This is a genomic window from Kitasatospora sp. NPDC003701, from assembly GCF_053587085.1.
Map to the genome: position 1 here is coordinate 12315 of NZ_JBSFNM010000061.1, position 20407 is coordinate 32721.

Sequence of the window (20407 nt, forward strand, 5' to 3'; positions counted from 1 at the left end):
GGGCGGCGGGAGCGCACGGGGGAGGGTCCGGTGCGCTCGGTGGGGCGGGACAACAGCGACCAACCTACGCGCCCGGACACCCTTCGCGGGCCGCCTGAGGGCGCTCGGCGGGCACTGGAGGGCGAGAAATCTCGTGGATTGTCGACAAAGCGTCAATGTTGCCACCGGGCCCGGCCCCTGGCGCGGTGCCGGGCCCCCGCGGTCAGTTCTTGGAGCTGCCGACGATATTGCTCACCCAGTCGCTCGCGCTGCTGAACCAGTCCTGGACGTCGGCCCAGTACTGCGGCAGCGGCGTGAAGTTCCACAGCGCCACCGCGGCCACGGCCAGCACCAGCAGCACCATCAGGCAGCCCTTGAGGCAGCCGAGGCCCGGGATGTACATCCGGTTGCGGCTGCGCGGGCGCGGCTCGCGGGCGGGCGCGGCCTCCCGGCGGGCGGGCTGCGGCGGCGCCTCCCGGCGCTGCGGGGGCTCCCGGTGCTGCGGGGCGGGCGGCTCCGCCCGGCGCGGCACGGCGGGCTGCGCCGGCGGGGCCTGGTAGCCGCCGGGCGGGCCGGCCTGGGGTCGCTGCTGCTGCCCGTAGGGCTGCGGGGGCTGGTGGCCCTGCGGCGGGCGGCCGTGCTGCGGGGGCTGGTTGTAGCCGCCCGGCGGCTGCGGGCGGCCGCCGGCCGGGGCCTGGCCGCCCTGCCCCGCCCGGTAGGGCGGCGGGGCCACCGGCGGGCGCTGGGCGTAGCCGGGCGGCGGCGGGGCCTGCTGGTAGCCGCGCGGCGGCTGCTGGGGGTAGCCCTGCGGCCCCTGCGGGCGGGCCGGACCGCCGGGCCGGCCGCCCTGCCCGGCCTGGCCCCCCGGTCCGGCCTGGTAGGGCGGCGGGGCGACCGGCGGGGCCTCGAAGTCCTCCGGGTCGAAGTAGCCGATCTCGGTCTGCTGGTTGCGGTCGCGGGCGGCGCGCAGCTGGGTCTGCCAGGGGTGCGGCGCCTCCGGCTGCGGCGGTCCCGGCGGGGTCGGCGGCATCACCTGGGTGCGGTCCGCGGCGCCGTACGGGGCGGCGGGCGGCGGCTGGGTGCCCATCACCCGGGTCGCGGCCGCCGGGTCGTACTGCTGCGGGTCGTACGGCCGGGAGTCGTACTGGCCGCCCGGCTGGCCGGCCGGCAGCACCTGGGTGCGGTCCTCCGTGCCCGGCAGGCCCGCCGCGGCGGGCCCGGCCAGGCCGCCCGGCGCACTGCTCGGCACGGCGGCCGGCTGCGGGTCCGGCAGCAGCAGCGCGCCCACCGCGAGCGCCGCGTCCACCGCCGCCGGGGAGGCGTGCACGCCGACCCCGGCCGCGACCACCCGCAGCGCGTGGGCCAGCGTGACGGCGCTCGGGCGCTGGGCCGGGTCCTTGCGCAGGCAGCGTTCGATCACCGTCCAGAGCGGGTCGGGCATGGTGGAGGGGCGCTGCGGCTCCTGGGCGAGGTGCGCCTGGAGGATCTGCAGCGGGCCGTCGCCCTGGAACGGCTGGCGGCCGGTGACCAGCTCGTACAGCATGATCCCGGCGCCGTAGACGTCCACCGCGGAGGTCTGCGGGCGGCCCTCGGCGGACTCCGGCGCGACGTAGGCCGGGGTGCCGACGAACTCGTGGGTGCGGGTGATGCCCGGGGAGTCGGCGAGCCGGGCGATGCCGAAGTCGGTCAGCATCGGGTGCATCTGCTCGGTGCCGTCCACCAGGGTGGAGGCGAGCAGCACGTTGGCCGGCTTGAGGTCGCGGTGGACGATGCCGTCGGCGTGGCTGGCCGCCAGCGCGTCGGCGACCTGGGCCATCAGCAGGGCGCCGGCGATCGGGCTGAACGGGCCGTTGCCGCGCAGGTAGCGGGCCAGGTCGGGGCCCTCGATCAGGTCCATCACCAGGGCCAGCAGCTCGCCCTCGACGACCAGGTCGCGGACCTTGACGATGTTGGGGTGGGTCAGCCGCAGCAGCAGCGAGCGCTCGCGCAGGAAGCGCATCACCACGTCGGGGTCGGCCGCCAGCTCCTCGCGCAACACCTTGATCGCCACCGGCTGACCGGGCTCGCTGCCGGGCACCGCGACATCCGCGCGCACCCGTCCGCGCCAGACGGTGCCGGTGGCCCCCCGTCCGAGGGTCTCCTCAAGCAGATACTTGCTGCCGACTGGCCGCACCTGTCGCACTCCTCGCCGTGCCGCCCGCGCGGGGCGCTCCTCCGCAGGTGCGGTGAGCCTGCCGGGCCCGTGTTCCGGCCACTCTAACCGTGTCCGTTCCCGTTTTTGAGGCGACCGGCGAGGGGTTCCGGACGGGTCCGGGGGACATCCCCCCAGGGCTCCCCGGGGTCGGCGGGCCGGGCGTCCGGAGCGACGGTTGACCTGACCCTCCGTCGCCTCCACCATGGCGATGATCGCAAGATCGTCAAATCCGGTACCGTGCGCGGACTGTCGGTGACGGATGGCAGGATGACACTCGCCACTCTTGTGGCCCAGTGTCGCCGCAGCCGCCCGCACGGGCGTCGACCGCCGGCGGCCCGGGGCGGCAAGCGTCAGCACCAGGCGTCAGCACCAGCAGAAGGGACCGCGGGCGAGATGCAGATCCGGCTGACCGTCCTCCGACCGCGCAGCGGCCCGGCAGCCGCCGGCTCCGCCATCCCCTATGTGGACGTGCTGGTCACCGCACCCGTCGGCACCGCGCTCGGCTCCCTCGCGGGCGCCCTCGCGGGCGCCGTGGGCGTGCGCGGCCCACGGGCCGCCACCCATGTACACCTGTACGCCGGGGCGCATCGGGTGGACGAACACACCCTGCTCGGCCACCCCCCGCTGCTCGACGGCGCCGTCCTCAGCCTCAACGAGCCCGACCCGACCGCCGACGACCCCGACGACGGCCCGGCCACCGCCGAGCTGCGGGTGGTCGGCGGCCCCGACGCCGGCGGCGTGCACCGCCTGCACGGCCGGGAGATCCGGGTCGGCCGCTCCGGCGAGGCCGACGTCCCGCTCGACGACCCGGACGTCTCCCGCCTCCACCTCGCGCTGCACCTCGGCGAGGACGGCCGGGTCACCGTCCGCGACCTCGGCTCCACCAACGGCACCACCCTGGACGGCCGGATCGTCCCGCCCGGACCGCCCGAGGAGGCCGTCCCGCTGGAGGGCGGCCTGCTGCGGATCGGCGAGTCCACCCTGCGGGTCACCCCACCGGATCCCGGGGGCGGCTCGGGGGTGCCCGCCCGCGCGGCGCTGCCCGACGGCCACGGCCACCTCCAGCTCGCCGCGCCCGCCCCCGCCCGGCCCGCGCCGCCGGTGACCGAACCGCCCGCCGTACCCGAGCCCGCCGCCGGCCGCGCCCGGGGCCTGCTCTCGCTCCGGCTCGGCCGCGCCACCGCCGAGCCGCCCGGCCAGGAGAGCGCCGAGCGCCACCACGCCGCCGTCCGCACCCGGCAGGCCGCCGCCCAGCGCGAGCGCTGGCCCGACCTCGCCACCCTGCTGCTCAACGCCCTCGGCCCGGGCCCCCGGCTCTGGGAGCGCGCCCCCGGCCACCCCGACGCGCTCACCCTGCGCCTCGGCACCGCCGACCGGCCCGGCGGCCCCGGCACCTCCCCCGGCACCCTGCTGCCCGCCGTCCCCGTCACCCTCGACCTGCAGACCGCCGGCAGCCTCGGCCTCAGCGGCCCGCGCGAGCGGCTCGACGCCCTCACCCGCGCGGTCGTCGCCCAGCTCGCCGCCCTGCACCCGCCCACCGGCCTCAGCCTGGTGGTGGTCGACGCCGACCCGGCGCGGCCCGCGCAGGACCGCGCCGACACCTGGGCCTGGGCCCTCTGGCTGCCGCACCTGCGCCCGGCCGACGGCCAGGACTGCCGGCTGCTGATCGGCCTCGACGACGACCAGGCCACCGCCCGGCTCACCGAGCTCACCGCCCGGCTCAGCGGCCCGACCGGCCTCGGCGGCCACCCCGCCACGGTGGTCGTGGTCGACGGCCGCCCGGCCGGCGAGAGCGCCCGGCAGGCGCTCGACCTGCTGCTGCGCCAGGGCCCGGCCGTCGGCATCTTCCCGATCTGCCTCGCCGAGCAGCCCGAGCTGCTGCCGCGCGGCCTCGGCGCCACCGCCCTGATCACCGGCGAGGTCGGCACCCAGCTCTCGCTCGACCGGCCGGTCGCCCGGGGCCGCGAGACCCTGCACGAGGTCTCGCTGGACGCCGTCTCGGACGCCTGGGCCGAGCGGCTGGCCCGCGTCCTCGCGCCGCTGCGCGAGGCCGTCCCGGCCGCCCGCGGCCCGCTGCCCGACGCGCTGCGCCTGCTCGACCTGCTGCAGCTCGACACCGTCACCCCCGCCAAGCTCTCCGCCCGCTGGGCGGCGCACGCCGGTGGCATCGGCGCCGCCACCGCCCTGCTCGGCACCACCCGCGACGAGCTCTGCACCCTCGACCTCGCCGACCCCGAGCTCACCCTGCCCTCCCCCGACCCGGGCGGCCCGCACCTGCTCATCGGCGGGGCACGCGGCTCCGGCAAGACCGAGCTGCTGCGCACCCTGGTCGCCTCGCTGGCCGTGTCGGAGCGGCCCGAGCGGCTGGCCGTCACCCTCGTCGAGGGCCGCGCGACGGAGGACGGCCTGGACGGCTGCACCGAGCTGCCGCACGTCACCGGCCTGGTGAACGCCGCCACCGACCCGCGCGCCGCGCTGCTCGCCGCGGAGGCGCTGGAGGACGAGCTCGCCCTGCGCGAGCGGCTCTTCGACGGCCTGGACTTCGCCTCCTGGCACGCGGCCCGCATCCTGGACGGCGAGCGGGGCCTGGATGCCGAGCGCGGTCTGGACGGCGAGCGCGGCCAGGAGGGCGAGCGGGCCTCGGCCGCGGACCGGCCGGCCGTCCCGGTGCCCGCCGCGGTCGGGGCCGCCGGCACCACGACGCCGGTGGCCACGGCCAAGATCATCCACCCCCGCAGCGGCGACTCCCCCCGGCCCGCCCCCTCCCCAGCGGTACCCGCCCGGCTGGTCGTCGTGGTGGACGACTACGACGCCCTGCTCGCCCCGACCTCCCCGGCCGGTCGGCCGCTGGCCCGCGCCCTCGCGGCCGTCGCCCGCCGCGGCGGGCCGCTCGGCGTGCACCTCGCCGTCACCACCGGCCGCCCCGAGGAGAGCGCGGGCACCGAGGTCGACGAGGCCGCACTGCTGCGGATCGCCCTGCGCACCGACGACCCGGCCGACTCGGACCTGCTCATCCACCTCGGCGACGCCGCCGCGCTGGGCGAGGACACCCCCGGCCGCGGCTACCTGCGGCTGCCCGACGGCGGCGTCACCGCGTTCCAGAGCGCCCGGATCAGCGGCCGCATCCCCCGGACGGCGACCCTGCGGCCGACGGTGGTCGCCATAGACCCGCTCCAGCTCGGCGCCCCACCGGCCCGCCGGCCGGTGCGCGAGCTCGGCAACGGCCCGACCGACCTCGCCCTGCTGGCGAGCGCGCTCCAGCGGGCGGCCACGCACTGACGCGGCGGGGGCGGCCGGGCCGGTCGAGGGGCCGCCCCGGCCGCCCCGGCCGCGCCGCCGTCGCCGCGGGCGGCGGGGTGCTCAGGAGCAGTACATGCCGCGGTTCGCCAGGGCCAGGCCGCTGACCTTGTCGCCGTCCAGGGTGAACTCGTACTTCCAGCCCTGCCCGGCCCGGCTCCCCTCGACCGGCATCTCGTACGTGCCGTTCTTCGCCCGCTCCAGCCCCTTGTCGCCGTAGGCCCGCTTGAGCTCCTCGACCGTCGAGCCGACCCCGATGCCCTCCGCGGTCCGGGTGCCCGCCGGGGCCACCAGCTCGCGCAGACCGTCCGGGCCGAACCCGACCCGGCCGGTGGCGAGGAACGCGGCGTCGCGGGTCGCCCGCGCGGCCTTCAGCTCGTCCGTGGCCTTGGCCAGCTGGTCGTACGTCCCCTGATGGGCCTTCATCCGCTCGGCCTCGGCCAGCAGGAGCTCCGAGTGCAGCTTGAGGTCGGTCAGCGAGGGGTGGGGCGGCAGGGTCGGCACCGCGCCGGGCCTGCTCCGCCCGGCCTGCGCCTTGGCGTCCAGTTCGTCGACCTTGGCCTGGACGGCCGCCTCGGCCGCCATCCTGGCCGCGTCCGGGGCCGGACCGCCCTTGTAGGCGTAGTCGGTGCAGCCGTTGAGCAGCGACACCGGGGCCGTCTCCAGGACGCCGAGGGCCAGCGCCGCGTCCTTCGCCATCCCGGGCTTCAGCCCCCGGTAGCCGCCGGCGCCGAACGGCTCCGGGGCCGGGCCCGCGGTCGTCGCGGCCGGGGCGGCCGCGGTCGTCCCGGCGGAGTCGCAGGCCGCCGCCCCCGTGACGACCAGCGCCACGGTCAGGGCGGTTCCCGCCATGCGCCTGATGCGCGTCCCAGTCATGATGATCTTCCCCCTCGTCGCAGGACACCGTACCGAAGCGCGAGCGGTGCTCGGCATCGGGTTCCGGGAGCGGGGTCGGGGGGCGGTGGGGCCGGCCGGGAGCGCGGTGGGCCCGCGTCCGAGGACACGGGCCCACCGTCGCCGGCCCGGCCTCGCCGGCGCCCCGGTACGACGCGGGGCGGCACGGGCGCCCGGGGTGGGGCGGCCGATCAGGCGGACGGCGGGGCGGCGGGCCCGCGGCTGTAGTGGGCCGCGGCGAGGACGGAGGCCATCAGCTCGGCGTCCAGGAGGGCGGTGTCGCCCAGCCGGGTCGCCGCCGCATGGGAGTTGAGCAGGGTCTTGGTGACCCGCAGGCCGGCCTCGGGGCGGCGCGCGACCGGCTTGACCCACTCGGCCACGGCCCGGTCCAGGTCCTGTTCGGGGACGACCCGCTGCAGGATCGAGAGCTGGTACGCCTCCGCCGCGCCGACCGGGCGGCCGGTGAGGATGATCTCGCGGGCACGGGCCGCGCCGACCTCGTTGAGGAGGCGGGGCAGCAGGCCGCCCCAGGCGACGGGCAGGCCGAGGGCGAGTTCGGGCAGCCGGAAGGCGGCGGTGTCGGCACCGACCCGCAGGTCACAGGCGAGGGCCAGGGCGAAGCCGGCGCCTATCGCCCGGCCCTGGACCCTGGCGATGGTGACGGCGGGGCTGTTGGTGAGGGTCTCGCAGACCCGGCGGGCCAGGGTGCCGGAGCTGCGGATGCCGCCGCCGGTCGGGTCCGTGCCGAGCGAGTCGGCGAACTCGTCACGGTCGCCGCCGAGGCAGAAGTCCGGACCGGCGGCGGAGAGCACGACGACGCGCACGGCCGGGTCCGGTGCGGAGAGGACGGCGAAGAGTTCCTCCAGCATGGCCGCGGTGACGGCGTTCCCGGTCCCGGGGCTGTCCAACTCGACGTACAGCACCGGCCCCCGGCGCTCGGCGCGGACGCTGCGGGGCGCCGTCGGACCGTGGGCGGCGGCGGGCTCCTGGTACCTGGCCCCGTGGGCCCGGTCGTGGGCGGGCTCGGCCGCCCCGCCGGACTCGGGCGGCGCCGGAGGCTGCGAGGGGTACGGGGGGTGCTGCGCGTACGGGGGGTGCGGGACCACCTCGGAGGAAACGTTCATGCCGTCACTCTCAAGGACGTCACCCGGTGGAAGACCATCCGGGGTGCGTACTCGGGCGGGCTCGCCGCCCGCAGCGTCGGGAAGCGCCGCAGCAGTTGGCCGAGCAGGGCCCGCGCCTCCAGCCGGGCCAGGCCCGCGCCGAGGCAGTAGTGGGCGCCGCCGCCGAAGGCGATGTGGGAGCCCTTGCGGAGGATGTCGAAGGTGTGCGGGTCCGGGTTGCGGCGCGGATCGTGGTTGGCCGCCCCGTACATCACGTGGACCATGGTGTCCTTGGGGACGAGCACCCCGGCCAGCACGGTGTCCTCGCCCGCGACGCGGCTGTTGAGGCGGATCGGCGGATCGTGGCGCAGCGCCTCCTCGATCGCGTCGTCGATGTGCTCCGGCCGGGCCCGCAGCCAGTCCCACTGCCCCGGGGAGCGCAGCAGCGACCACAGCAGCGAGGAGAGCAGCGTCGCCGTGGTCTCCAGGGAGGCGATGGTGACGAACATGGTGAGCTCGTAGACGATCCGGTCGGTGGTCGCGCGGTCGGACTCCAGCGCGTCCCAGGTCCGGATCCAGCCGGACACCACGTCGTCGCCCGGGTTGGCGCGGCGCTCCTGGACGAGCCCGGTGAAGTACCGGCGCAGTTGGAGGGTCGCCGCCTCGGAGATCGCCAACTGGCTCTTGGTGGGCAGGAGTTCCTGAGCGTGCACCTGGTTGTGGGTGATGTCCAGGATGTGCGCGTAGTCGGCCGGCGAGATGTCCAGCCAGCGCCCCACGGTGTTGATCGGCAGCCGCTCGCCGACCACGGCGGCGAAGTCCGCCTGGCCGTCCGCGCGTATTCGCTCGGCCAGGCGGTCCAGCAGCGCCTCGACGTCGGCCTCGATCCGCGGCGCCATGGCCTGCAGGGTCTGCCGGTCGAAGAGGTTGCCGAGACTGTGCCGCTGCCGGGTGTGCTCGGGGGCGTTGAGCCGGGAGAGCGTGCGGCTCATCTCCTGGGTGGCGACGGCGTGCCAGCGCTCGGTGTCGGTCTGCCGGTCCTGCCAGGCGAAGTCGGGGACGAGCCAGGTCCTGCCCCGCAGGACCTGGCTGCACGCGTCGTACCCCGTGACCAGGTACCCGCCCCACGGCGCCGGAACGAGATCGCCCATGGCCCGCAGCTCGTCGTAGATCGGGAACGGACGAGCCAGCCCCTCGGCCGACCGCAGCCGCCGCAGGAGCGGCACGGCGGCGCGGCGGTCGACGGTTCCAGCACGGCACTCCGGGGTCCCGGGGCGGGTTTCCATCACGGCGGTCACGCGGGGCTCCTCGGCGCTGGCGGGCAGTACGGCGGCGACCTACCCACCGGGAGCACGCTCAAGCGTCAATTCGAGTTGCCCCCGTCACATGCCCGCGGTCGCCGGACTCCGTTCACCGCAAGGCGGTCGGCCGGGTTCCGGAGCCTCCCGGTCAGAGCCGGAAGACGTCCAGGAAGGAGCTCCACCAACCCTTCTGCTTGCCCGGGGCCCGGCCCGCGGCAGGCGCCGCGACGGGTCCGGCGGCCGGCGGGTGCGGCGTGCCGGGGGCGGCGGCCGCGACGGGCGGGCCGCTCGGTCCGGCGCCCGCGCCCGGCGCCGGGGGGCGGACGGGTGCCGGGCTGAACCGCACCGGCAGCGAGACCAGTCCGCGCTGGAACGGCCCCGGCCGCCACTCCACGCTCTGCGCGGGCACCGTGAGCGTGACGTCCGGGAGCGCGTTGAGCAGGCACTCGATCGCGGTCAGGGCGATCAGCTGGGCCGGGGACTTCGCCGGGCACGCGTGCGGGCCGGCACCCCAGGCCAGATGGGCGCCCTTGCTGAGGGTCAGCCGGGCGTCGGTCAGCGCGGGGTCGGTGTTGGCGGCGGCGAAGCTGATCACCACCGGGCTGTCCGCGGGCATCCGGACCCCGCCCACCTCGACGTCCTGCATCGGGAAGTGCGTCGCGTAGTTGGCGATCGGCGGGTTGTTCCACAGCACGTCGTCGAGGGCGTCCTCGATGCGCATCCCCGAACCGCCGTCACCGGACAGCAGCAGGAGCAGCGCGTTGCCTATCAGGTTGCGCTCGGGCTCGACGCCGGCGCCCATCAGCATGACCAGCTGGTCCTTGAGCTCCTCGTCGCGCAGCCCGGCCGGGTGCTGGACGAGCCACGAGGTGATGTCGTCGCCCGGCTGACGACGCTTCAGCGCCACCAGGTCCATCAGGCAGGCGTTCAGCTCCTCGTTGGCCTGGAGCACGTCCAGGCCGTCGAAGAGCGCGGACATGCTGCGGGTCAGCCGGTCGCCGATGTCGGCCGGGCAGCCGAAGAGCTGGTTGAACAGCAGCAGCGGCAGCAGCTTGGCGTAGTCGTTGATCAGGTCGGCCCGGCCCAGCGGGCTGAACTGGTCGATCAGGTAGCCGGCGATCCGCTCGACGTGCCGGTTGAGCCGGTTGTCGTTGAGCCGCTCCAGGCTCTCGGTGACGGCCTTGCGCAGCCGCAGGTGCTCGGTGCCGTCCGTGAAGAGGCAGTTGGGGCGGTAGAACATCATCGGCAGGACGGGGCTGTCCATCGGCACCCGCCCCTCCTTCAGCGCCGACCACCGCCGGGAGTCCCGGGCGAACAGCCCCGGGTTCTGCAGCACCCGCAGGGCGACCTCGTGCGAGGTGACCAGCGTGGCGTCCACCCCCGGGGACAGCTCCACGGGGGCGACGGGGCCGTGCGCACGCAGCGCGTCGTAGACCGCCTCGGGGTCGGACGAGAACATCTCCCCGTACAGCGGAGTCGGCCCGCCGTGCATCGGGCAGCCCGGGGGAGGCGACTGCGGGGCGGGTCGCTGCGGAGATTCCATGGGTCGTTCCTCGGAAGTGGCCCCGGGCGGGTGCGGCCGCGGGAGGCGGTGACGGGGGGAGGGTCAGGAGGCTCGTTCGAGCAGGTGCCGGACGAGGGTGAGCAGGGCGTCGGCGGACGACCGCTGGTCGCGCGCGTCGCAGAACACCACCGGCGTGTGCGGGAGCAGGTCGAGGGCCTCGCGCAGTTCGTCCTCGGTGTAGTCGCTCTGCCGGTCGAAGCTGTTGACCGCCACGGCGTACTCCAGGCCGTACTGCTCGATCAGGTCGATGACGGGGAAGGTGTCCGAGAGGCGGGTCGGGTCGGTCAGCAGCAGCGCTCCCAGCGCCCCCCGCGCCATGTCCTCCCAGAGCTGCATGAACCGCTGCTGGCCCGGCGTGCCGAACAGGTACAGCACCAGGTCGTCGCCCAGGGTCAGCCGGCCGAAGTCCAGCGCGACGGTCGTGGTCTTCTTGTCCGGTACGCCCCGGAGGTCGTCGACGCCGGTGGAGGCCTGCGTCATCTTCTCCTCGGTGCTCAGCGGGGCGATCTCCGAGAGGGCGCCGATGAGCGTGGTCTTGCCGACCGCGAAGTGCCCCACGACCAGGATCTTGACGGCGGTCGTCACCCCGCCCGGGACGTAGATGTCCTCAGGCGAACCGGCGTTGAAGTCCATGCAGTACCTTCTCTAGAAGTCTCGGATCCGGGGCCTGGGCCGGTGGCGGGGCCGCCCGGCGCAGCAGCCGTCCCTCGCGGATCAGGTCCGTCAGCAGCAGCCTCACCACCCCGACCGGCAGCGCCAGGTGGGCCGCGACCTCGGCCACCGAGAGGTAGCCGCCGGAACACAGGTCCCAGATCGCCACGGTCTCCGGGCTCGGACGGGCCGGGAGCCCCTGCTCGGGAGCGACGGTGACCAGGGTGATCAGGGACAGGTCGTCCGCACTCGGCAGCTCGCGTCCGCCGGTGATGACATAGGAGCGGATGAAGCCGCTGGCAACCCGCTGCTCCTCGCCAGGGACCGTCATGAGCCGCTGTGTGTGCTCTGGCGCGGCGCCGCTGTCATCGCCCGTCCGAGCGCGCCCACCTGCTGCTGCATCCGGAAGGACATGGCCTCCATGTCGACGTCGGAGGCGGTGGAGGCCGCGAGGTAGGCTCCGCTGCCGGCCGCGATCAGGAAGATCCAGCCGTGGTCGTACTCCAGGAGCGTCTGGCGCCACGTGCCGCCGCTGCCCCCGACGAACGGGGCGACCGCCCGGCTCAGCGACTGCATCGAGCTCATCGCGGCGGCGTTGGTCTCCGCCTCGTCACGGCCGATCTCGCTCGACCGCTCCAGCAGGAGGCCGTCGGCGGAGACGAGGATGGCATGCCGGGCACCGCGCACCTGAAGCACATCGTTGAGCACCCAGGACAGATCAGGGCTCACTGGATCTCGGTTCCTTCCGTGGTCATGGTGTTGCGCCCGGACAGCGTCCCGCGCTGGAACGCGCCGAGGCGGGACGCCGTCTCCTGGCCGGTGCTCCGCACCGGCTCGTCGACGCGGCCGGAGTCCTGCGGTTGCGGGACCACCGAGACAGTGCGCTGGCGCCGGCGCCGGGGCAGCCGTCCGTCCGCCGTCATCTCCGGTTCCGCCTGCGCGGCGGCCGGGGCGACCGGGGCGAGGGCGGCCGGGGCCGGCTCGGGCAGCGACGCGAGCCGCTGTCCGAGGGCCTGCGCACGGACCGGTACGGGCTGTTCCACCGGCTCCCCCTGGTACTCGCCGTGCTGGGCGCCCTGGTACTCGCCCTGGTAGGCGCCCTGGTACTCGCCGTGCTGGGCGCCGTTGTACTCACCCTGGTACGCGCCGTTGTGGTACTCGTTGTGCTCGACGACCGCCGGGGGCGCGACCTCGCTGCTGAGCAGTTCGGCCGGCAGCAGCACCACGGCCCGCACACCGCCGTACGGGGAGACCGAGTCGACGGAGACCCGGAAGCCGTAGCGGGCGGCCAGCATGCCGGAGACGGCGAAGCCGAACTTCGGGGGGTTGCCCAGACCGGTGAGGCTGATCGGCGCACCGGGGTTCAGGAACGCGGCGGCGCGGTCCTTCTCCTCCTGGCCCATCCCGAGACCGGCGTCGTCGATGATCAGACAGACCCCGGTCGGGACGGCCTGGACGCTGATCTCCACCGGGGTGTCCGGGGCGGAGTAGTTGGTGGCGTTGGCGAGCAGCTCGGCCAGTACGACGGCGACCGGCTCGACGACCTTGCTGGCGAGCGAGACGCTGACCCGGGAGTGGATCTGCACCCGGTCGAAGTGCCGGATCCGGCCCTGGGCACTGCGGGCCACGTCGTAGATCGAGGCGACGCTCTCCCGGCGGCCCAGCCAGCCGCCGCAGAGCACCGCGATGCCCTGGGCGCGCCGGCCGAACTGGCTGTTCGAGTGGTCGATCAGCATCAGGTCGGCGAGGATCTGCGGGCTGTCGCCGTACTTGCGCTGCACCTTGTCGATGACGACCTGCTGCTCGTCGGCCAGGCCCTGGAGGGTCCGCATCGCCGCCTTGAGGACCGCCTTGGTGTCCTCCTCGGCGTCCCTGCGGACCTCCGCGAGCACGGCCGCGTGCTGGCTCTGCAGTCGCGCGTTCAGCACGCCGAGATCGTCGCGCTGCCGCTGCGCCAGGGCGGTCGCCTCCTCCAGGGAAACGTTTCGCCTGCGCAGGGAGAGGTTCGTCCTGCGGGCCTGGAGGGCGACTGCGACTACGACGAGCATCACCACGATGGAGACCCAGAAAAAGGGTTCCTGCACAAATGACGTCATGAAACTCTCTTCAGGTGGCATCGCGTCAGGAACTGGTCCGGACCGCCCTGCGCGAATGGGACTGGCGGCCTGCGCCCGGCCGAAAGACACCTGTTGTTCCAGCACGTCGGTGGAGCTCTTCCGGCACGAGACCTGCGGCAACGCCTATCGCGGAGTTAGCTTACTGCAACTCTTGGCATGTCAGAACAGCTGCCAATCAGGGCAGTTGGGGAGAAACTCCGCCACTGGGCGACAACGCACCGGTGGCGTACCGGAGTTTGTGACCCGGCGTTCACCCGCGCCTCACATCGGCGCCACAAACGGCTTCGCACACAGAGTGGCCGCACCACTACACTCCGGGGCCGGGCTGCCGTGCGAGGGGGTTTCGACCGCCCCGACCACGCGGAACGGCGGCGGGGCCGCGTCCGAAGACGCGGCCCCGCCGCCGCTGGGCTTCCGGGCTTGCGACCGTCAGCGCATCGACCCCGTGCGGAGCAGGGTGCGGATGACGCGCATCGCGACCGACAGGCTGGACAGCTCGTAGTTGTCCGAACCCCTTATGTCGTCGAGCGTGCTCTTGGCGCGGTTCAGCAGGGTGGAGTTGAGCTCCGCCCAGGCGGTGTACCGCTCCTCGGGGGTCGCGCCCTCGGGGCCGCAGGCCAGGATGTCGGCGGTCAGCGCCGCGTGGGCCGCGAAGAGGTCCTCGCGGATGGCGGCGCGGGCCATCGACGACCAGCGGTCGATCCGCGGCAGCTCGATGATGCGGTCGAGCAGGTGGGTGATCTGGAGGCGGTCGGCGAGGTCGTAGTAGAGCTCGGCGACCTCGGCGACGTCCTTGCCGGACCGGTCCGCGACCTCGGTGATGTCCAGGGTCGGGAAGGTCGAGGACAGACCGGCGATCCGGCCCGCCAGGTCCTCCGGCACACCGGCCGCGGCCAGCTCGTTGTAGACCGACTCGAACCAGGCCAGGTCCTCGCCGCGCAGCGGCTTGGGCAGCGAGCCCCAGACCTGGTTGACCCGGTCGTGGAAGAACTCGATGGTGCCCGCGATGTCGAGCGGCTGGCGGCGGTTGTTGAGCATCCACCGGGTGGCGCGCTCGACGAGCCGGCGCGAGTGCAGCCGCATCCTGGTCTGGGCCCCGGCCGGGACCTCGTTGTCCAGGGCCTCGATCTCGGACCAGATCTGCTCCAGGCCGAAGACGGCCCGCGCGGCGGTGTGCGTCCGGGCGATCTCCTCGTACGTGGCGCCGGTCTCCTCCTTCAGCCGGAAGGCGAAGGTGCAGCCACCGCGGTTGATCGTGTCGTTGACGATCAGCGTGGTGATGATCTCGCGGCGCAGCGCGTGGTTGTCGATCGCCTCGGCGAACCGCGCCCGCAGCGCGCTCGGGAAGTACTCATGCAGCGCGGTGCGGAAGAACGGGTCGTCGGGCAGCTCGGTGGCGAGCAGCTCGTCGGCCAGGGTGATCTTGGTGTAGGCGAGCAGCACCGACAGCTCGGGCTGCGACAGGCCGCGGCCGTTCTGCTGGCGGTCGCGGATCTGCCGCTCGGTGGGCAGGAACTCCAGCCCCCGGTCGAGCCGGCCGTCGCGCTCCAGGCGGTTGATCATGCGGGAGTGGACGTTGACCATGCTGGTCGCCTGGGCGACGGCGTTGGCCAGCACCACGTTCTGCGCGTAGTTGTTGCGCAGCACCAGGTGGCCGACCTCGTCGGTCATCTCGGCGAGCAGCTGGTTGCGCTGCTTGACCGTCATGTCGCCGTCGGCGACCACCTGGTTGAGCAGGATCTTGATGTTGACCTCGTGGTCCGAGGTGTCCACGCCGGCCGAGTTGTCGATGGCGTCGGTGTTGATCCAGCCGCCGGCGCCCTGGGGGCCGCCGGACGCCGCGTACTCGATGCGGCCGAGCTGGGTGCAGCCGAGGTTGCCGCCCTCGCCGACGACCCGGACCCGGAGCTGCTCGCCGTTGACCCGGATGGCGTCGTTGGCCTTGTCGCCGACCTCGGCGTTGGTCTCGGTCGAGGCCTTGACGTAGGTGCCGATGCCGCCGTTCCAGAACAGGTCGACCGGCGCCTGGAGGATCCGCTTCATCAGCTCGGCCGGGGTGAGCCGGCTCTCCTCGATGCCGAGCGCGGCCCGCACCTGCGAGGTCAGCTGGATCGACTTGGCACTGCGCGGGAAGACGCCGCCGCCCGCCGAGATCAGCGACTTCTCGTAGTCGTCCCAGGAGCTGCGCGGCAGCTCGAAGAGGCGGCGGCGCTCGGCGTACGAGGTGGCCGCGTCCGGGTTGGGGTCGAGGAAGATGTGCCGGTGGTCGAAGGCGGCGACCAGGCGGATGTGCTCGCTGAGCAGCATGCCGTTGCCGAAGACGTCACCGGACATGTCGCCGATGCCGACGACGGTGAAGTCCTCGGACTGGGTGTCGTGGCCGAGCTCGCGGAAGTTGCGCTTGACCGACTCCCAGGCACCGCGGGCGGTGATGCCCATGCCCTTGTGGTCGTAGCCGGCCGAGCCGCCGGAGGCGAACGCGTCGCCCAGCCAGAAGCCGTAGGACTCGGCGACGCCGTTGGCGATGTCGGAGAAGGTCGCGGTGCCCTTGTCCGCGGCGACGACCAGGTAGGTGTCGTCCTCGTCGTGGCGGACCACGTCGGCCGGGTGGACGACCTCGCCGCCCTTGAGGTTGTCGGTGATGTCCAGCAGCGCCGAGATGAACGTCTTGTAGGACGAGATGCCTTCGGCCAGCCAGGCGTCCCGGTCCACCGACGGGTCCGGCAGCTGCTTGGCGACGAAGCCGCCCTTGGCGCCGACCGGCACGATGACGGTGTTCTTCACCATCTGCGCCTTGACCAGGCCGAGGATCTCGGTGCGGAAGTCCTCACGCCGGTCGGACCAGCGCAGACCACCGCGGGCGACCTTGCCGAAGCGCAGGTGCACGCCCTCGACCTGCGGCGAGTACACCCAGATCTCGAACGCGGGGCGCGGGGCCGGCAGATCCGGGATGGCCTTCGGGTCGAACTTCATCGACACGTAGGAGTGCCACGCGCCCGCTTCGCCGGTGTGCTGGAAGAAGTTGGTGCGCAGGGTGGCCTTGATGAGGTGCAGGAAGGAGCGCAGGATGCGGTCCTCGTCCAGCGAGACGACCTCGTCCAGCGCGCCGGACAGCTCCTCGACGATGCCCTCGGTCAGCTCGACCGCGCCCAGCTGGTGGCTGGGGCTCAGCCGGGCCTCGAAGAGGTTGACCAGCAGCCGGGTGGTGTGGGTGTTGTTGCGGAGCGCGTCCTCCATGTAGTCCTGGGAGAACGTGGAGCCCGCCTGGCGCAGGTACTTGGCGTACGCGCGCAGCATCATCGCCTGGCGCCAGGTCAGCCCGGCGGTCAGCACCAGCTCGTTGAAGCCGTCGTTCTCGGCCTTGCCCGTCCAGGTGGCGGCGAAGGTCTCCTGGAAGCGGTCGCGCGCCTCGTCGGTCAGCTCGACGGCCTCGCGCAGCCGCAGGCCGAAGTCGTAGACCCAGGCGGTGGTGTGGTCCGAGCGGGTCAGCGCGTACGGGTGCTCGTCGAGCACCTCGACGCCCAGCCGCTGCAGGACCGGCAGGACCTCGGTGAGCGAGATCGGGCCGCCGACCCGGTAGATCTTGAAGCGGCGCTCGTCGTCGCCCGCGCCGACCGGCTGGTACAGGTTCAGGCGGAAGTCGCCGTCGCCGTGCAGCGACTCGATCTGCTTGAGGTCGGCGACGGCGGTGCGCGCGGTGAAGTCGGCGCGGTAGCCGTCGGGGAAGGCGTTGCCGTACTTGCGGGACAGCTCGGCGGCCCGCTCCTCGCCCAGCTCCAGGTGCAGCTGGTCGTTGAAGCCGTCCATCCAGAACCGGGCGGCCTCGGCGAGCTTGCCCTCGATCCGCTCGATCTCGGCGTCGGTGAGGTGCGGCAGCTCGCTGCCGGGGGTGACCCGGACGACGAAGTGCAGACGGGTCAGCACGGACTCCGTCGACCAGACCGTGTAGTCGATCGAGGCGCCGTTGAGCTCCTGCATCAGGATGTCCATCAGGCGCAGCCGGATGCGGGTGGTGTAGCGGTCGCGCGGCAGGTAGACCAGCGCGGAGAAGTAGCGCCCGTACTCGTCCTGGCGCAGGAACAGCCGCAGCCGGCGGCGCTCCTGGAGGTAGAGCACGCTGGTGGCGATCTGCAGCAGTTCCTCGGCCGGGGTCTGGAAGATCTCGTCCCGGGGGAAGGTCTCCAGGATCTGCAGCAGGTCGCGGCCGTCGTGGCTCTCGGTGGAGAAGCCGGAGCTCAGGATGACGTCCTGGACCTTGCGGCGGACCACCGGGATGCGGCTGACCGACTCGGTGTAGGCGGCGGCCGAGAACAGGCCGAGGAAGCGACGCTCGCCGATGACCTCGCCGTTGGCGTCGAACTTCTTCACGCCGACGTAGTCGAGGTAGGCCGGGCGGTGCACGGTCGAGCGGCTGTTCGCCTTGGTGAGGACGAGCAGCTTCTTCTCGTGGGCCTTGGCGCGCACCGGCGCGGAGAGCCGGCCGAAGGCCTCGCTCACCGGGTGGTGGTCGTCGTCGTGGCTGAGCGGGTCGGAGCGCAGGATGCCGAGGCCGGTGCCCGCGACGGCCCTGAGGACCTCCTCGCCCTCGTGCTCCACCAGGTCGTACTCGCGGTAACCGAGGAAGGTGAACTTGTCGTCGGCGAGCCAGCGCATCAGCTCCCAGGCCTCGCCGACCTCCTGCTCGGGCAGGTGGGCCGGGGGCTCCTCGGCCAGCTCGTCGGCCAGACGCAGCGCGGACTCGCGCATCTTCGTCCAGTCCTCGACGACCTCGCGGACGTCGCCCAGGACGCGGCGCAGATCGGTCTCGATCGCGCGGAGGTCCTCGCGGTCGGTCTCGCGGTCGACCTCGATGTGCATCCACGACTCGACGACGGCGTCGGCGGGCCACTCGGCGCCGGCGGCCTGGCTGCGGGCGCAGGCGTCGATGTCCAGGATCTCCAGCAGCTTGCCGGTGATGTCACGGCGGACGACCAGCTGGGGGTGGATCACGATGTGGATCGCGCGGTCCTGGCGGGACAGCTCGTTGGTGACCGAGTCGACCAGGAACGGCATGTCGTCCGTGACGACCTCGACCACGGTGTGGCCGCAGGACCAGCCGTTCTCCTCCACCGACGGGGTGTGCACGCGGACCTCGGCGGTGCCCTGCGGGCGCTTGAGGCCGAGGCGGTAGTGGGAGGCGGCCGCGCCGTACACGTCGACCGGGTCGCGGTCGACCAGGTCCTCGGGCGCGGTGTGGAGGTAGTAGTGGTGCAGGTACGCGGTCAGAGCGCCGTTGCTCAGACCCTCCCCCGGCGCCGCTCCCCCCACCTGGCTGTTCTCAGCGGCTGCTGCTGCCTTCGTGAGCAGTTCGGCCTTGGCTGCGTCCAGCTTGGTCTGCATGACTTCTTGGCTCCTGTCGCGCGCCGTTGCGTGACTCGGTGGTGTGTGGTCTCACCGCCGGGTCCACCGCAATCCTGCCGCACCAACCGGCTGAAAGGTCTCCATGGCGCGCATGAAATACCTCCGCAGCGGGTAGGACGAGACGTTCGGCCTGCAGCCACCCGACGACGCCAGCCAGCCTAACGGGAGGATTCGAAGGTGTCAGGGGACAGGGAGGCGCAATCCTGTAGGAAGATCCCTCCGTCCTGGACACCATGTCCAATCCGACCCTCCGTGTTCGCCATCAGCCCATATGCGGGTGAACATACGTGGTCGGCGGGACGAAGGTCTCCTTGATCGACCGGGCCGAGGTCCAGCGCAGCAGGTTCTGCGCGGCACCGGCCTTGTCGTTGGTGCCCGAGGCCCGGCCGCCGCCGAACGGCTGCTGGCCCACCACCGCGCCGGTCGGCTTGTCGTTGATGTAGAAATTGCCCGCCGCGAAGCGCAGCTCCTCCACCGCGCGCGCGATCGCGTAGCGGTCCTGGGCGATCACCGCACCGGTCAGGCCGTACGGCGCGCCCGAGTCGACCCGGCCGAGCACGTCCTCCCAGCGGGAGTCCTCGTAGACGTGGACGGCCAGGATCGGGCCGAAGTACTCGGTGCGGAAGATCTCGTTGCGGTGGTCGGAGGAGACCAGCACGGTCGGGCGGACGAACCAGCCGATCGCGTCGTCGTACTGGCCGCCGGCCGCCAGCTCCACGGTCGGGTCGCTCTTGGCCCGCTCGATCGCGTCGCGGTTCTTGGCGAAGGCCCGCCGGTCGATCAGCGCACCCATGAAGTTGGAGAGGTCGGTGACGTCGCCGACGGCCAGCGCGTCCACCTCGGCCAGGAAGTCGTCCTTGATCGCCTGCCAGAGGCTGCGCGGCAGGTAGGCCCGGGAGAGCGCCGAGCACTTCTGGCCCTGGTACTCGAAGGCGCCGCGGATCAGCGCGGTCCGCAGGATCTCCGGGTCGGCCGAGCGGTGAGCCAGCAGGAAGTCCTTGCCGCCGGTCTCGCCGACGATCCGCGGGTACGTCCGGTAGCCGCCGATGTGGGCGCCGACGGTCTGCCAGAGCGACTGGAAGGTGGCCGTGGAGCCCGTGAAGTGCAGCCCGGCGAGGGCGGGGTCGGTGAGCGCCACCTCGGAGAGCTGCCGGCCGTCGCCGGTCATCATGTTGATCACCCCGGGCGGCAGGCCGGCGGCCTCCAGCAGGCGCATCAGGTAGTGCGCGGCGAGGGTCTGGGTCGGCGCCGGCTTCCAGACCACGGTGTTGCCCATCAGGGCGGGGGCGGTCGGCAGGTTGCCGGCGATGGCGGTGAAGTTGAACGGGGTGACCGCGTAGACGAACCCCTCCAGCGGGCGGTGGTCGGTGCGGTTCCACACCCCGGGCGAGGAGATCGGCTGGTCGGCCAGGATCTCGCGGGCGAACCGCACGTTGAACCGCCAGAAGTCGATCAGCTCGCAGGCGGAGTCGATCTCGGCCTGCTGGGCCGTCTTGGACTGGCCCAGCATGGTGGCCGCGTTGAGCGTCTCCCGCCAGGGCCCGGCCAGCAGGTCGGCGGCGCGCAGGAAGACCGCCGCCCGGTCGTCGAAGGACAGCCCGCGCCATTCGCGCCCGGCCGCCAGCGCCGCGTCCACCGCGGCCCGGGCGTCCTCCCGGGTGGCGTTGCCGAGCACACCGAGCTTGGCCGCGTGGTGGTGCGGCTGGACGACGTCGATCCGCTCGCCGCCGCCGAACCGCTGCTCGCCGGCGATGGTCATCGGCAGCGGGATCTGCTCGGCGGCCATCTCGTCCAGCCGGCGCACCAGCCGGGCCCGCTCCGGGCTGCCGGGCGCGTAGCCGTGCACCGGCTCGTTGCCCGGGGTCGGGACCTGGGTGACTGCGTCGATGGGCATGGCGGCTCCGCTC

At 73.6% G+C, this 20407-nt stretch carries 12 protein-coding genes; 1 reads left to right on the top strand and 11 read right to left on the bottom strand.

Annotated elements, in window-relative coordinates; genetic code table 11:
- Nucleotides 1–202: 202 nt before the first annotated feature.
- Nucleotides 203–2152, bottom strand: a complete 1950-nt coding sequence (locus ACWDRR_RS36275; RefSeq protein ID WP_449776531.1) for a protein kinase domain-containing protein — start codon at nt 2150–2152, stop codon at nt 203–205.
- Nucleotides 2153–2566: 414 nt separating this feature from the next.
- Between ACWDRR_RS36275 and ACWDRR_RS36280 the strand changes: the two genes are divergently transcribed.
- Nucleotides 2567–5452: an FtsK/SpoIIIE domain-containing protein gene (locus ACWDRR_RS36280; protein WP_449776532.1), complete on the top strand. Its 2886-nt coding sequence runs from the start codon at nt 2567–2569 to the stop codon at nt 5450–5452.
- An 81-nt stretch (nt 5453–5533) separates the two neighbouring features.
- Here the strand turns inward: ACWDRR_RS36280 and ACWDRR_RS36285 are convergent, their stop codons facing one another.
- The 10 genes from ACWDRR_RS36285 to pruA all read right to left on the bottom strand — a co-directional run bounded on the left by ACWDRR_RS36285 (nt 5534) and on the right by pruA (nt 20388).
- Nucleotides 5534–6322: a hypothetical protein gene (locus tag ACWDRR_RS36285; RefSeq protein ID WP_449776533.1), complete on the bottom strand. Its 789-nt coding sequence runs from the start codon at nt 6320–6322 to the stop codon at nt 5534–5536.
- Nucleotides 6323–6555: 233 nt separating this feature from the next.
- Nucleotides 6556–7488 (bottom strand): enoyl-CoA hydratase/isomerase family protein, encoded by a 933-nt coding sequence (locus ACWDRR_RS36290; RefSeq protein ID WP_449776534.1) that lies wholly within the window; start codon nt 7486–7488, stop codon nt 6556–6558.
- Entirely contained in the window at nt 7485–8618 is a 1134-nt protein-coding gene (locus ACWDRR_RS36295; protein WP_449776556.1) for a cytochrome P450, read from the bottom strand. The genes ACWDRR_RS36290 and ACWDRR_RS36295 overlap by 4 nt, the downstream gene beginning before the upstream one ends.
- Before the next feature lie 298 nt (nt 8619–8916).
- Entirely contained in the window at nt 8917–10311 is a 1395-nt protein-coding gene (locus ACWDRR_RS36300) for a cytochrome P450 (RefSeq protein WP_449776535.1), read from the bottom strand.
- A 63-nt stretch (nt 10312–10374) separates the two neighbouring features.
- Nucleotides 10375–10965 (bottom strand): GTP-binding protein, encoded by a 591-nt coding sequence (locus tag ACWDRR_RS36305; protein ID WP_449776536.1) that lies wholly within the window; start codon nt 10963–10965, stop codon nt 10375–10377.
- Nucleotides 10940–11314, bottom strand: a complete 375-nt coding sequence (locus tag ACWDRR_RS36310) for a DUF742 domain-containing protein (protein WP_449776537.1) — start codon at nt 11312–11314, stop codon at nt 10940–10942. The genes ACWDRR_RS36305 and ACWDRR_RS36310 overlap by 26 nt, the downstream gene beginning before the upstream one ends.
- Nucleotides 11311–11712 (bottom strand): roadblock/LC7 domain-containing protein, encoded by a 402-nt coding sequence (locus ACWDRR_RS36315; protein ID WP_360641370.1) that lies wholly within the window; start codon nt 11710–11712, stop codon nt 11311–11313. Before ACWDRR_RS36315 ends, ACWDRR_RS36310 begins: the two co-directional genes overlap by 4 nt.
- On the bottom strand, nt 11709–13079 hold the full coding sequence (locus tag ACWDRR_RS36320) for an ATP-binding protein (protein ID WP_449776538.1): 1371 nt from the start codon (nt 13077–13079) through the stop codon (nt 11709–11711). The genes ACWDRR_RS36315 and ACWDRR_RS36320 overlap by 4 nt, the downstream gene beginning before the upstream one ends.
- Before the next feature lie 450 nt (nt 13080–13529).
- Nucleotides 13530–18479, bottom strand: coding sequence for an NAD-glutamate dehydrogenase (locus ACWDRR_RS36325; RefSeq protein ID WP_449776539.1), 4950 nt, complete (start codon nt 18477–18479; stop codon nt 13530–13532).
- Nucleotides 18480–18762: 283 nt separating this feature from the next.
- Nucleotides 18763–20388, bottom strand: a complete 1626-nt coding sequence (gene pruA, locus ACWDRR_RS36330) for an L-glutamate gamma-semialdehyde dehydrogenase (RefSeq protein WP_449776557.1) — start codon at nt 20386–20388, stop codon at nt 18763–18765.
- Nucleotides 20389–20407: the final 19 nt, after the last annotated feature.